Raw genomic sequence first — 13,829 nt, forward strand, 5'->3', positions numbered from 1 at the left:
GTGCGGCCCCTCGATCCGAGGCTGCTCCGCCGGTCGCGTGCCGCGCGGGGTTTCCTCGCGGCCGGGGGAGCGCTCGCGCTCCTCCAGGCCTCGGCGACGGTCGCGTTCGCGTGGGCCCTCTCGACCCTCGTGGTCGGGCTGATCGAGAGCGGCGGTCCGGATGTCGCGGGCGGCGCGGCGACGGTCGTCGGAGTACTCCTCGTCGGGGCATCCGTCCGGGCCCTCGCGGGGTGGGCGTGGGAGGCGCTCGGCTCGGCGGGAGCGATGCGCGTGAAGTCGGAGCTGCGGGACGACCTGCTGCGGACGCTCGAGGAGCGCGCGGGCGGCCCGGAGGTGACGACGGCGCGAGCGGCGACCCTGCTCGGACCGGGACTCGACGCGCTCGACGAGTACTTCGGGCGCTACCTTCCGCAGCTCGTGCTCACGGCGGTCGCCACGCCCGTGCTCGTCGCCTCGGCGTGGGCCGCCGACTGGGTGTCCGGGCTCATCCTCGTGATCGTGCTCCCGCTCATCCCGGTGTTCATGGCGCTCATCGGCATGGCCACGGAGGTCGTCCAGCGCCGCCAGTGGCAGCGACTCCAGTCGCTCTCGCGCGGGTTCCTCGAGGTCGTCGGCGGGCTCTCGACGCTCATGGTCTTCGGGCGTGCCGAGCGCCAGGTCGGCCGGATCCGCTCGGTCACCGACGAGTACCGCTCGAGCACCATGAAGGTGCTGCGGGTGACCTTCCTCTCCGGCTTCACGCTCGAGCTCGCGGCCAGCCTGTCGGTCGCGCTCGTCGCCGTGTCGATCGGCCTGCGGCTCGTGGCGGGCGACATGTCCTTCGCCCCTGGCCTGTTCGTGCTGATCCTCGCTCCCGAGGTGTTCCTGCCGATCCGCAACGTGGGGGCGGCGTTCCACGCGTCGACGGCGGGGCTCGAGGCATCGCGCGACGCACTCGACCTGCTCGACGACGCCCCCGCGCCGGCCGCCGGCGTCGCGGGGATCGCGCCGACGGGCGAGGCCGCTCCCGCTCGGCCGGCACCGGATGCCGCGGGGCTGCACGCTCGCGACCTCGCCGTCACCCGATCCGGCCGCACGGTCGTCGACGGCCTCGACCTCGACGTCGCCCCGGGCGAGCTCGTGGCCCTCACGGGCGCGAGCGGCTCGGGGAAGTCGTCCGTGCTCGCCGCCGTGCTCGGCTTCGCCGACGCGGCGGGGGAGCTGCGGATCGACGGCACTCCCGCCGGGGCGGCGACGCGCGCGGCCGTCGCGTGGGCCGGCCAGGCGCCGCATCTGCTCGAGGGGACCGTCGCCGAGAACGTCCGGCTCGGATGCCCGGATGCCGCGCCCGAGCTCGTGGACCGCGCGCTCGCGATCGCCGGGGTCGACGTGCCCGCCGCCCTCCGGCTCGGACCGGCCGGATCGGGTCTCTCCGGCGGGCAGGCGCAACGCGTCGCGGTGGCCCGCGCCATCCATCGGGCCCTCGCGACCGGCACCCGCGTCGTGCTGCTCGACGAGCCCAGCTCGGCGCTCGACCCGGATCGCGAGGACGCGCTCGGCAGCGCCCTGCGGGACTTCGCCCGTGAGGGGCGCGCGGTGCTGGTCACGACCCACCGCGAGGGGCTCGCGGCCATGGCCGACCGGGTCGTGCGACTCCGGGAGGCCGCTCGTGTCTGACCGCTCGCGTTCCGTGCTGCGCGCCGCGATCCCGCCCGCGCGCTCGCTCGTGCCCTCCGTCCTGCTCGGCGTGGCCGCCGGACTCTCGACGGTCGCCCTGCTCGCCTCGAGCGCGTGGCTCATCGCCCGCGCCGCCGAGCAGCCGCCGGTGCTCTACCTGCAGGTCGCGGTCGTCGGCGTCCGCGCGTTCGCGCTCGGGCGCGCGGTCTTCCGCTACCTCGAACGACTCGCCGGCCACGACGCGGCGTTCCGCCAGCTCGCGGAGATCCGCGCCGGGGTCTTCGAGCGGATGCTGCCGCTCGCGCCCGACGGGCTCGCCGCCTCGCGCCGCGGCGACCTGCTCGCGCGCTTCGTCGGCGATGTCGACGACCTCCAGAACGTGTCGCTGCGCATCGTGCAGCCCGTCGCGAGCGCGGTCGTGGTGCTCGTCGCGGCGCTCGCGGGGCTCGCCTGGCTGGCACCCGCCTCTGCGCTGGCGGTGGGCCTGTGCCTGGTCGCCGGCACGGCGATCGCCGCGCTCGCGCAGGTCGTGCTCGCGGCCCGGGCCGACGCGCGTCTCGCGCCGCTGCGCGGCGAGCTGCAGGGCGCCATCGTCGAGCACGTGCAGGCGCTCGACGTGCTCGTGGCCTTCGATGCCGCGGCCGCGGGTCGCGAGCGCATCCGGCGGCTCGGCGCACGCCTCGAGCGCGCCACGCGCACCCGGGCGTCCGCCGTCGGCCTCGCCGCCGCCGCCATGAGCGCGGTGGGCGGATTCGCGGCCGCCGCGAGCCTCGCCGCCGCGCAGCCGCTGCTCGCCGACGGACGCGTCGACGGCCCGACCTTCGCGCTGCTGTGCCTGGTTCCCCTCGCGATCGCCGAGGTCGCCACCGCGATCCCCGTGGCGATCGGCTCGCTCCGGGTCGTCCGGGCGAGCGCGCGACGGGTCGCCGACGCGGTGCCCGAGGACCCGCCGGCGGAGCTGCCCGCGCCGCCCGCCGACGACCGGGTCGCGGCTCCCGCGCCGGTCGGCACGCCCGCGATCCGGTTGCGCGGCGTGCGCGCGCACTGGCCGCGCCCGACCCACCACGACCAGGCCGGCGACGTCGTGCACGGCGACGCCGCCGCGGCATCCGGCCCCACCGCCCCTGCCGCCCTCGACGCGCTCGACCTCGATCTGGGGCCGGGCGAGCGGCTCCTGGTGGAGGGTCCGTCGGGCGCCGGCAAGACGACGCTCGCGCACGTGCTCGTGCGGTTCCTCGAGTACGAGGGGTCGTACCGGATCGGCGGCATCGAGGCGCGCGACCTCGACCCTGGCGCGGTGCGCCGGCTCGTCGGGCTCGTCGAGCAGCGGCCGTGGCTGTTCGAGGAGGACGTGCGGCAGAACCTCCTCTTCGCACGCGACACGGCGACGGACGACGAGCTGCTCGACGTGCTCGACCGGGTCGGCCTCCGGGACTGGGTCGAGCAGCGTGGCGGCCTGGACGCCCCCGTCGGCGAGCGCGGGACCCTCGTGTCGGGCGGGCAGGCCCAGCGGCTCGCGCTCGCGAGGGCGATGCTCGCGGACTTCCCCGTGCTCGTGCTCGACGAGCCGACGGCGAGCGTGGATCCGCAGCGCGCCGAGACGCTGCTGCGCGACCTGCTCGACGCTGCCGGACGGGACCGGTCGGTCGTGCTGATCTCGCACACGGGTGCGCCGGCCGGGCTGGTCGACCGGCGCGTTCGGCTCGCCCGCGCGAACCAGCCGGCGGCCTGAGCGGGGAAGACCAGCGTGCGGATCGGAGCGATCGCGGCGACCGCCGCGGTCAGTGGATCTCTCATCATCGCCGGCACCGCCCAGGCCGCGACGGTCACCGACACCTCCGCGTTGCGCGACGCCGTCACCGTCGACGGCGTGATGGACCACCTGGAGGCCTTCCAGGCGATCGCCGACGCCAACGGCGGGAATCGGGCTGCGGGAACCCCCGGGCATGTCGCCTCGGTCGACTACATCCAGGCCCTGCTCGACGAGGCGGGCTACACGACCTGGCGCCAGCCCTTCACCTACGAGCGCACCGACTTCACGGGCACCTCGATGTCGCAGACGGCGCCGACGCCGACGCCGTACGGCCTCGGGGTCGACTACTACCCGATGGACTACTCGGGCGGGGGCGACGTCACCGCGACGGTGACGGCGGTCGACCTGAACCTCTCGGGCGACCGGGCTTCGACGAGCGGGTGCGAGGCGGCGGACTTCGCCGGCTTCCCCGCCGGTGACATCGCCCTCATCCAGCGCGGCTCGTGCTCGTTCGCGCAGAAGGCCGACAACGCGGCTGCGGCCGGTGCGGCCGCGGTCATCGTGTTCAACCAGGGCAACGACGTGCCGGGCGACGACCGGTTCGGGCTGTTCGGCGGCACGCTCGACGCGCCGGTCCGCAGCATCCCGGTCGTGAGCGCGCCCTTCGAGCGCGGAGTCGAGTGGGCGAACACGCCCGGGCTCGTGATCCGCCTCGCCCTGCAGATCAACATCACCGAGGTCTCGACCGAGAACCTGCTCGCCGACACGCCGAGCGGGCGCACCGACCGCACCGTGGTGGTCGGCGGCCACCTCGACTCCGTCTCCGAGGGCCCCGGCATCAACGACAACGGCTCGGGCACGGCCACCATCCTCGAGACCGCGCTGCAGATGGCGGAGCTCGGGATCGAACCGGAGAATCGCGTGCGGTTCGCCTTCTGGAGCGGCGAGGAGGACGGCCTGATCGGCTCGGACTACTACGTCTCGCAGCTGTCGAAGTCCGAGATCAAGGGCACGGCCCTGAACCTCAACTTCGACATGGTCGGGTCGCCCAACGCGGTCAACTTCGTCTATGACGGCGACGGCGACGCGCTCGGAACCTCCGGCCCGAACGGGTCGGGCGTGATCGAGGACGTCTTCGCCGACTTCTTCGCCTCGCAGGGCGAGCCCTCCGAGCCGACCGACTTCGACGGCCGCAGCGACTACTACGGGTTCATCAACGCGGGCATCCCCGCGGGCGGCCTCTTCACGGGCGCCGAGGGCATCAAGTCGGCCGAGCAGGCGGCCCTCTTCGGCGGCACGGCCGGCGTGGCGTACGACCCGTGCTACCACGCGGCGTGCGACACGATCGCCAACCTCGACGCCGACACCCTCGACATCATGTCGGATGCGATCGCGCACGCGACGCTGACGTTCGCCGAGACGACCTCGGCCGTCAACGGCACCGCCAAGGGCAAGGCCGTGGGCAAGATCGACTGGGAGTACCAGGGCAACCGGGCGCTCCGCTGAGCGATCCGGTCCACCGACGGGCGGGCGGGTGCCTCGGGCACCCGCCCGCTCGCGTCGGCGACGCCCGTATCCTGAGGGGATGCCGCGACGCATCCGGAGCCGAACGCTGCCCGAGTGGCGTGACCCCGAGCTCGTGTTCCTCGCCGTGGCGGCCGACGCCGCACGCGTCGCATGGCTCGACGGCGGCCGCGACGCGCGCGACGGCCGCAGCGTCATCGCCGTCGCCGCGCCCACGGCGCCCGCGGTCGTCTCTGACGACGGATCCGAGCCGGATGCGGTCTACGCCGCGCTGGCCGACGGCATGGGCGAGGTCGCCCTCGGGGAGCTCGATGCAATGGGCCGTGCCGCCGTCGGATGGCACGGGTGGTTCGGATACGAGTTCGGCGCGCGCACGCTCGGCGTTCCGGCGGCATCGGCCGACACGCCAGCCGTGGCGTTCTTCCTCGCCGATCGCGTGATCGTGTTCGAGCACGGACCGCGAGTCGTGCGGCTGGAGTGGCTCGAAGACGATGACGACGCGGCACCCGTCCGCGCCTGGGCCGACGCGATGGCGGCCGAGGTCGCCCGGGTGTCAGTCGGGAGCGGTGACGATCGGACTCCCGTGAGCGGACGCCGTGGTCCGGCCCCCACGCGCTGGCGGCACGACGCCGACACCTACCGCCGGATGATCGCCGCGTGCCAGGCGGCCATCGTCCGCGGCGACGCCTACCAGCTCTGCCTGACCAACCGCGTCGATGTCGACGTGCGCCCCGACCCGATCGACGCCTACCTGCGCCTGCGCCGGTCGAGCCCCAGCCACCACGGCGGCCTCGTGCGCATCGACGACGTCGCGCTGCTCAGCGCCTCGCCCGAGCAGTTCCTCCTCGTCGAACGCGACGGCACTGTCGCGACCAAGCCCATGAAGGGCACACGTCCGCGGTCGGCCGATCCGTCCACCGATCTCGCGCTCCGCGCCGAGCTCAGCGCGAGCGAGAAGGAGCGCGCCGAGAACCTCATGATCGTCGACCTCATGCGAAACGACCTCGGCCGCATCGCCGAGCTCGGCAGCGTGCAGGTGCCGAGCCTGCTCGAGGTGGAGGAGTACCCGCACGTGCACCAGCTCGTCTCGACGGTCACGGCGCGGCTGCGCCATCCGCTCACCGCGCTGGACGCCGTGCGCTCGGCGTTCCCCGCCGGCTCCATGACCGGTGCGCCCAAGCTGTCGGCCATGACGATCCTGCACGGCCTCGAGCAGGGTCCGCGGGGCGTCTACTCCGGGGCGTTCGGATGCCTCGGCGCCGACGGCACCGCGGACCTCGCCATGGTCATCCGCTCGATCGTGCTGACCCCGGCGGGCGCGTCGATCGGCACCGGCGGCGGGATCACTGCCCTCTCCGACCCCGACGAGGAGGTCGAGGAGACCCGCGTGAAGGCGCGGGCGCTCATCGAGGTGCTTGGCGGCGAGGTGCCCGAGTCCGCAGGCCGCCGGCGCCCCCGGGCGATCGAATAGGCTTGACCCCCGGGCGTCGTTTCCGCGCGCCCGCTTCCGGGCACGCCCCCAGCCCCTCCCGCGCTTCACGATTGAGAGTCACGTGGCACACGAGCAGGACACCCCGCAGGTCGCCGACACCGGCACGTACGACTTCGCCGCGATCCAGGCGAAGTGGCTTCCGGTGTGGGAGGAGCTCGAGCCGTTCCGCGCTGCGAAGCCGGGCGACACCCGCCCCCGCAAGTACATCCTCGACATGTTCCCGTACCCCTCGGGCGACCTTCACATGGGCCACGCCGAGGCGTTCGGGTTCGGCGACGCCGCCGCGCGCTACTGGCGCCACCAGGGCTTCGACGTGCTGCACCCGATCGGGTGGGACTCGTTCGGCCTGCCCGCCGAGAACGCCGCGATCAAGCGGGGCGCCGACCCGAAGGCCTGGACCTACGCCAACATCGAGCAGCAGAAGCGCTCGTTCAAGCAGTACGCGCCGTCGTTCGACTGGTCGCGCGAACTCCACACGAGCGACCCCGAGTACTACAAGTGGAACCAGTGGCTGTTCCTGAAGCTCTACGAGAAGGGCATCGCGTACCGCAAGGCCGGCCTGGTCAACTGGTGCCCGAACGACCAGACCGTGCTCGCGAACGAGCAGGTCGTCGACGGCCACTGCGAGCGCTGCGGGTTCGTCGTGACCAAGAAGGCGCTGACCCAGTGGTACTTCCGGGTCACCGACTACGCCGACCGCCTGCTCGACGACCTCAACCAGCTCGAAGGCAAGTGGCCCTCGAAGGTGCTGACGATGCAGCGCAACTGGATCGGCCGTTCCTCGGGCGCCGACGTCGACTTCCACGTCGAGGGCCGCGATGAGCCGGTCACGGTGTTCACGACGCGCCCCGACACGCTCTACGGCGCGACGTTCATGGTCGTCGCGCCCGACTCCGAACTGGCCGCCGAGCTCGCCGCCGGGGCCTCGGAGGACGTGCGCGCGCGGTTCGAGCAGTACCTCGAGTCGGTCCGAGCCGAGAGCGACATCGACCGGCTCGCGACCGACCGCCCCAAGACGGGCGTGTTCCTCGAGCGGTACGCCACCAACCCCCTGAACGGCGAGCGGCTGCCGATCTGGGCGGCCGACTACGTGCTGGCCGACTACGGCCACGGCGCGATCATGGCCGTGCCCGCGCACGACCAGCGCGACCTCGACTTCGCGCGCGCGTTCGAGCTGCCCGTGCGCGTGGTCGTCGACACCAACGCGCCCGTGACGGGCGTCATCCCCGTGATCCCGGTCGACGAGCACGGCGTGCCGCTGCCCCTCGACGAGCTGCCCGAGCTCGATCCCGCCGGCACCGGCGTGGCCCTCGCCGGCGACGGCCGCCTGATGAATTCCGGGCCGCTCAACGGGCTCAGCAAGTCCAATGCGATCCGTCGCGCCGTCGAACTGCTCGAGGAGCGCGGCGTGGGCCGCGCCGCCAAGAACTACCGCCTGCGCGACTGGCTCATCTCGCGCCAGCGCTACTGGGGCACGCCGATCCCGATCATCCACTGCGCCGAGTGCGGCGAGGTGCCCGTGCCCGAGGCCGACCTGCCGGTGCGGCTGCCGGATGCCGCGGGGCTGGACCTCAGCCCGAAGGGCACGAGCCCGCTCGGCGCGGCCGACGAGTGGGCGCGCGTCGCGTGCCCGAACTGCGGCGGCGAGGCGCGACGAGACTCCGACACGATGGACACGTTCGTCGACAGCTCGTGGTACTTCCTGCGCTACCTCGACCCGACCGACGACACGCGCGCGTTCGACCCGGCCGAGGCCGAGAAGTGGCTGCCGGTCGACCAGTACGTCGGCGGCGTCGAGCACGCGATCCTGCACTTGCTGTACGCCCGGTTCTTCACCAAGGTGCTCTTCGACCTCGGCTACCTCGGGTTCACCGAGCCGTTCACGTCGCTGCTCAACCAGGGCATGGTGATCATGGACGGCACGAAGATGTCGAAGTCCAAGGGCAACCTCGTCGAGTTCGCATCCGAGCTCTCGGCGCACGGCGCCGACGCATTGCGCGTCACGATGGCGTTCGCCGGCCCGCCCGAGGACGACATCGACTGGGCCGACGTGTCGCCGGTGGGCGCGGCGAAGTTCCTCGGGCGCGCGTGGCGCATCTCGGGCGAGGTCTCCTCGAGCCCCGAGGTCGAGTGGAAGTCGGGCGACCCGGCGCTGCGCCGCATCACGCACCGCCTGCTCGCCGACGCGCCGGGCCTCGCGGAGTCGTTCAAGTTCAACGTGATCGTGGCGCGCCTCATGGAACTCGTGAACGCGACCCGCAAGGCGATCGACTCGGGCCCCGGTGCGGGCGATGCGGCGGTCCGCGAGGCGGCCGAGGTCACCGCGATGATCCTCGACCTGTTCGCGCCGTTCACCGCGGAGGACATGTGGCAGCGGCTCGGCTACGAGCCGACCGTCGCGAACGTCGTGTGGCGCAAGGCCGACCCGGCGCTCCTCGTCGAGGAGTCGGTGACCGCGATCGTGCAGGTCGACGGCAAGGTGCGCGACCGTCTCGAGGTGTCGCCGAAGATCGGTGCCGACGAGCTCGAGGCGCTCGCGCGCGCCTCGGCCGCGGTCGCCCGCTCGGTCGGCGAGCGCGAGATCGTGAACGTGATCGTGCGCGCGCCGAGGCTCGTGAACATCGCGACGCGGGGCTGACGACCGCTCCTCCACAGGTCGCTGCCTCCGGAGGCTTCGCAGCGGAACGGCGTGAGTCGGTTCGGACGCGCGGCGCGACCGTAGCGTTCGGGCATGCCCGACTCCGTCCCCGACCCGATCGCGGCCCTCGAGCACGTCGGTGCGCACCCACGCGCCCGTGTCGCGGTGGGCGCGGCCGTCGTGCTGTTCGTCGTCGCGGTGGCCGTCTCGGCGGTCGTGTCGTTCGCCTCAGGCGGCGGCGGGACGCAGGTCGAGCTCGACGCGACCGGGGCACCGCCCGCCTCGGTCGACGGCGCCGGCGCGGCTGGGCAGCCCGCCTCCGGCGCGGCGAGCGGCACCTCGCTCCTGGTGCACGTGCTCGGCGCGGTCGCCGAGCCCGGGATCGTCGAGCTCGCACCGGGTGCGCGCGTCGTCGACGCGGTGGCGGCGGCCGGCGGGCTGGCGCCCGATGCCGACGCGGGCGGGGTGAACCTCGCGCGCGCCCTGGTCGACGGCGAGCAACTCGTCGTGCCGAAGGTCGGCGAGGCACTCGCTCCGACGGGTACGGCAGCCGGGTCGGGCGCCGCTGGAGCGTCCGGTGGGGGAGGCGGGCGCGTGAGCCTGAACGGAGCGGACGTCGCCGAGCTCGACACGCTCCCGCGCATCGGGCCGGCCCTCGCGCAGCGCATCGTCGACTGGCGCGAGGCCAACGGGCCGTTCACCGACGTGTCGCAGCTGCTCGACGTCGCCGGCATCGGCGACGCGGTCTACTCCGGCCTCGTCGACCTCGTGACGCTCTGACGTGCGCCGCCACGACCTGCGGCTGCTCGGTCCGGCCGCAGCGACCTGGGCGGCCGCGTGGCTCGCCACGGGGGCGACGGATGCCGCGGTCGCGCCCTGGCTCGTCGCGGCCGTGTGCTGGGGCGCCGCCGCGCTGGGCCTCGGCCTGACGGCCTCGCGCGCACGCCTGCGCGTGCCCCGGTCCGGCCCGTCTCCGGGGCCCGTCTCGACGTCGGGTGGGGCCGGCATCCGGTCGGTCGTCGGCGCGATGGGCCCGCCGCTGGCCGTCGCGGCGGCGTGCGCCGCCCTTGCCTCGACCCTCGCGTGCACGGGCCTGCTCGCGCGGGAGGACAGCCCCCTGGCGACGCCGGCAGAGACGCGCGAGACGGTCGAGCTCACCGCGCGGCTCGACTCGTCGCTGCGCCCCGGCACGCAGGCGCCGTGGGGCGGCACCCCATCCGAACGCGCCCGGGCGACCGTCCTCTCCGTCGACGGGCGGACGACGGCGCCGGTGCGGATCGACCTGGTGCTTCCGTCGACCGACGGAGCCGACCGTCCTGCGGGGTTCGGCGACGAGGTCACGGTCCGCGCCCGCGTGACCGCGCTGCCCGGAATCTCGCGCGCCGCCTTCCGCGTGCAGGCGTCCGAGGTGATCACCGCAGGCGCAGCGCCCGAATGGATCGCATGGACGCATCCGCTCCGCGCCGGGCTGGCCGAGCAGGCGCGTCGGCTGGGCGGCGACGGCGGCGCGCTCGTGCCGGGACTCGCGATCGGCGACACCGCCCGCCTCCCTGCCGACCTCGCCGACGCGATGTCGGCCGCCTCGCTCACGCACCTCACGGCCGTGTCGGGTGCGAACTGCGCGCTCGTGACGGCGATCGCCTTCTGGGCGGCGGGTCTGCTCCGCGCGCCTCGGGGCGTGCGCGTCGCTGCGGCGCTGGCGGCGCTGACGGGCTTCGTCGTGCTCGTGACGCCGGAGTCGAGCGTCGTGCGGGCCGCCGCGATGGCGCTCGTCGTCCTCGTCGCCGTCGCGACCGGGCGAGCGGGCGGCGGAGCGCCGGCGCTGGGCGTCGCGGTCGTCGTGCTCCTGGCCGCCGATCCGTGGTACTCGCGCGATGCCGGGTTCGCGCTCTCGGTGTGCGCGACGGCGGGCCTCGTGCTCGGCGCCCGGCCGCTCGCCTCGGCCCTGGCCGCGCGGATGCCGCGTCCGCTCGCCGCGGCGCTGGCCGTCCCGCTCGCGGCCCAGCTCGCGTGCCAGCCGGTGCTGGTGCTGCTCGACCCGGTGCTTCCCGTCTACGGGGTGCCCGCGAACCTCCTCGCCGCGCCCGCCGCGCCGATCGCGACGATGGCCGGCCTGGTGGGCTGCCTCCTGCTGCCCGTGCTGCCGTCGGTCGGCTTCGCCGCCCTCCAGGTCGCCTGGCTGCCCGCCTCGTGGATCGCCCTGCTCGCCCGCGGCGTGAGCGGGATGCCGAACACCGCGGTGCCCTGGCTGCCCGATGCGCCCGGCGCGGCGCTCTGCGCCGTGGCCGTCGCCGCCGCGGCGGTGCTCCTCGGCGCGCGACGGCGACCCGTGGACGGGGCCCGTCGGCGTCCCGTCCTGCGCCCCGTGGCCGTCGGGGTGCTCTGTCTCGCCGTTGCGGTGCCGATCGGTGTGACGGCGGGCCGTCCGGCGCTCACCACCGCACTGCTGCCGGCCGACTGGGACGTGCTGCAGTGCGACATCGGCCAGGGCGACGCCGTCCTCGTGCGCGATCACGGCGCCACGCTGCTCATCGACACCGGGCCCGACCCCGAGCGCCTCACCGCGTGCCTCGCGCTCGCGGGCGTGCGCCGTGTCGATCTCGCGGTCATCACGCACTGGGATGCCGACCACGCCGGCGGTGCTGCGGCGATCGCGGGTCGCGTCGGGCTCGTGCTGCACGGCCCGCTCGACGGTGCCCGCTCCGACCGGGTCCTGGGCCCGCTCGCCCGCGGCGGAGCCGAGCTCGTGCAGGTCGGCGCGGGCGCGAGCGGCCGGCTCGGCGCGGCCGACTGGCGCGTGCTCTGGCCGCCGGCGCGAGCCGAACCCGGCAACGACGCGAGCGTCGTGCTCGACCTCCGTGCCGAGCAGTACCGGGCCGTGTTCCTCGGCGACCTCGGCGCCGAGGCGCAGGCCGCGCTGCTGCGCGAGGCAGATCCGGGCCGGGCCGACCTCGTGAAGGTCGCCCACCACGGCAGCGCCGACCAGGATCCGGCCCTCTACCGCGAGCTCGCGCCGGCCGTCGGCCTGATCGGCGTCGGCGCCGACAACGGCTACGGACATCCCACCGCGAGCCTGCTCGACCTGCTCGACGCGCAGGGCGTCGCGGTCGTGCGCAGCGACTCGTACGGCGCGGCCGCGCTCACCGTCGACGGCGACCGCGTGCGCGTCTGGTCGGAGCGGGCGCCGCCGGGTGCCGGCGGTGTCGTCCCCGCTCCGTAGACTGGTGCGGCACCTCGGAGGGAGACACGTGGCGGCACGAGCAGGCACGGCGAAGTCGAAGGCGGCGATCCCGCAGCTCGCGTGGAGCGCAGTGCGCCCGGCGCCCGTCGTCCTCGTCTCCGGGGGAGAGGATGTGCTCGCCGAACGGGCCATGACCATGCTCCGCGAGGCGCTCCGGGCCGAGGACCCGGCCCTCGAGGTCAGCGACCTCGAGGCCGATGCCTACGCGCGCGGTACGCTGCTGACGCTGGCGAGTCCCTCGCTCTTCGGCGAGCCCCGCCTCATCCGGGTGAGCGGGGTCGAGAAGGCGAGCGACGAGTTCCTCGCCGACGCGCTCGATTACCTTTCCGCGCCCGCCGAGGGCACCACCGTCGTCCTCCGTCATCGGGCGGGCATGCGCGGCAAGAAGCTGCTCGATGCGATCCGAGCCGGCGAGGGTGCCGGGGTCGAGGTCGTGTGCGCCGAGCTGCGCAAGGACGCCGAGAAGCAGGACTTCGCGGCCGCCGAGTTCCGGCTGGCCGGCCGCCGGATCGCGCCCGCGGCCCTGCGCGCGCTCGTCGCGGCGTTCAGCGACGACCTCGGCGAGCTCGCGGCTGCCTGTCGCCAGCTCATCGCCGACGCGCCCGGCGACATCGACGAGGCGACGGTCGCGAAGTACTACGGCGGCCGGGTGGAGACCACGGCGTTCGAGGTCGCCGACGCCGCGATCGCCGGGCGCCACGGCGAGGCGCTCATCGCGCTGCGGCACGCGCTCGACTCGGGTGCCGACCCCGTGCCGATGGTCGCCGCCTTCGCGATGAAGGTCCGGACCATGGCCAAGGTCGCCGGGGCCCGAGGGGCCTCGGCAGGATCGCTGGGCCTCGCACCCTGGCAGGTCGACCGGGCTCGTCGCGACCTCATGGGCTGGACCGACGAGGGGCTCGGCGTCGCCATCCAGGCACTGGCCTCGGCCGACGCCGCGGTCAAGGGCGCCGAACGCGACCCCGTGTTCGCGCTCGAGCGGCTCGTCGGCGTGATCGCCGCGCGCGGCGTCATCCAGCCCTGAGGCGGGGCGGGCTCGTCGGCTCGGCCGACCCGGCGCGCCGACGCGCTCGTGGAACGACGAGGGCCCCGCACCATCCGGTGCGGGGCCCTCGGAACGAAGCGCCTGCGATCAGAGCGCGGCGACCTGCTTCGCGATGGCCGACTTGCGGTTCGCGGCCTGGTTCTTGTGGATGACGCCCTTGCTCACGGCCTTGTCGAGCTTGCGGTTCGCGACGCGGAGGGCGGCGGTCGCCTTCTCCTTGTCGCCGGCGGCGATGGCCTCGCGCGTCGCGCGGACGACGGTCTTCAGCTCGCTCTTGACGGCCTTGTTGCGCTCCTCGGCCTTGCGGTTGGTGCGGATGCGCTTGATCTGCGACTTGATGTTTGCCACGTGGTTCGTCTTTCGTGTGTTCTGCGGGTACCGGAGTTGCCGCAATCGGTAGAGGGGCCGTCGCGGCGCATCGTGCGGGGGTGGGACCCACACGCAAGCCAACAGGCAACGATACCAGCAACGGCCGAACCG

At 74.4% G+C, this 13,829-nt stretch carries 9 protein-coding genes; 8 read left to right on the forward strand and 1 reads right to left on the reverse strand.

All coding sequences use genetic code 11. From position 1 onward, the window contains the following. The 8 genes from cydD to holA all read left to right on the forward strand — a co-directional run bounded on the left by cydD (position 1) and on the right by holA (position 13,328). Complete coding sequence (gene cydD, locus JOD46_RS10475; RefSeq protein ID WP_204394028.1) at positions 1-1,656, forward strand: thiol reductant ABC exporter subunit CydD; 1,656 nt, start codon at positions 1-3, stop codon at positions 1,654-1,656. Continuing rightward, entirely contained in the window at positions 1,649-3,388 is a 1,740-nt protein-coding gene (locus JOD46_RS10480; protein WP_204394030.1) for an amino acid ABC transporter ATP-binding/permease protein, read from the forward strand. The genes cydD and JOD46_RS10480 overlap by 8 nt, the downstream gene beginning before the upstream one ends. A 15-nt stretch (positions 3,389-3,403) precedes the next feature. Continuing rightward, entirely contained in the window at positions 3,404-4,915 is a 1,512-nt protein-coding gene (locus tag JOD46_RS10485; protein WP_204394032.1) for a M28 family metallopeptidase, read from the forward strand. 79 nt (positions 4,916-4,994) lie between these two features. Then, positions 4,995-6,404, forward strand: a complete 1,410-nt coding sequence (gene pabB / locus JOD46_RS10490; protein ID WP_204394034.1) for an aminodeoxychorismate synthase component I — start codon at positions 4,995-4,997, stop codon at positions 6,402-6,404. A gap of 82 nt (positions 6,405-6,486) precedes the next feature. Beyond that, entirely contained in the window at positions 6,487-9,063 is a 2,577-nt protein-coding gene (leuS, locus tag JOD46_RS10495) for a leucine--tRNA ligase (RefSeq protein WP_204394036.1), read from the forward strand. 93 nt (positions 9,064-9,156) lie between these two features. Further along, positions 9,157-9,843 carry a ComEA family DNA-binding protein gene (locus tag JOD46_RS10500; protein ID WP_204394038.1) on the forward strand — a complete coding sequence of 229 codons (687 nt, stop codon included), beginning with the start codon at positions 9,157-9,159 and terminating at the stop codon, positions 9,841-9,843. Between the two features lies 1 nt (position 9,844). Further along, on the forward strand, positions 9,845-12,283 hold the full coding sequence (locus tag JOD46_RS10505) for a ComEC/Rec2 family competence protein (RefSeq protein ID WP_204394040.1): 2,439 nt from the start codon (positions 9,845-9,847) through the stop codon (positions 12,281-12,283). Between the two features lie 28 nt (positions 12,284-12,311). After that, positions 12,312-13,328: a DNA polymerase III subunit delta gene (holA, locus tag JOD46_RS10510; protein ID WP_204394042.1), complete on the forward strand. Its 1,017-nt coding sequence runs from the start codon at positions 12,312-12,314 to the stop codon at positions 13,326-13,328. 108 nt (positions 13,329-13,436) lie between these two features. Here holA and rpsT read toward each other — a convergent pair whose 3' ends face one another. Then, positions 13,437-13,697 carry a 30S ribosomal protein S20 gene (gene rpsT / locus JOD46_RS10515; protein ID WP_204394044.1) on the reverse strand — a complete coding sequence of 87 codons (261 nt, stop codon included), beginning with the start codon at positions 13,695-13,697 and terminating at the stop codon, positions 13,437-13,439. Between the last annotated feature and the right edge of the window lie 132 nt (positions 13,698-13,829).

This window comes from Agromyces aurantiacus, assembly GCF_016907355.1.
Classification (GTDB): Bacteria; Actinomycetota; Actinomycetes; order Actinomycetales; family Microbacteriaceae; genus Agromyces; species Agromyces aurantiacus.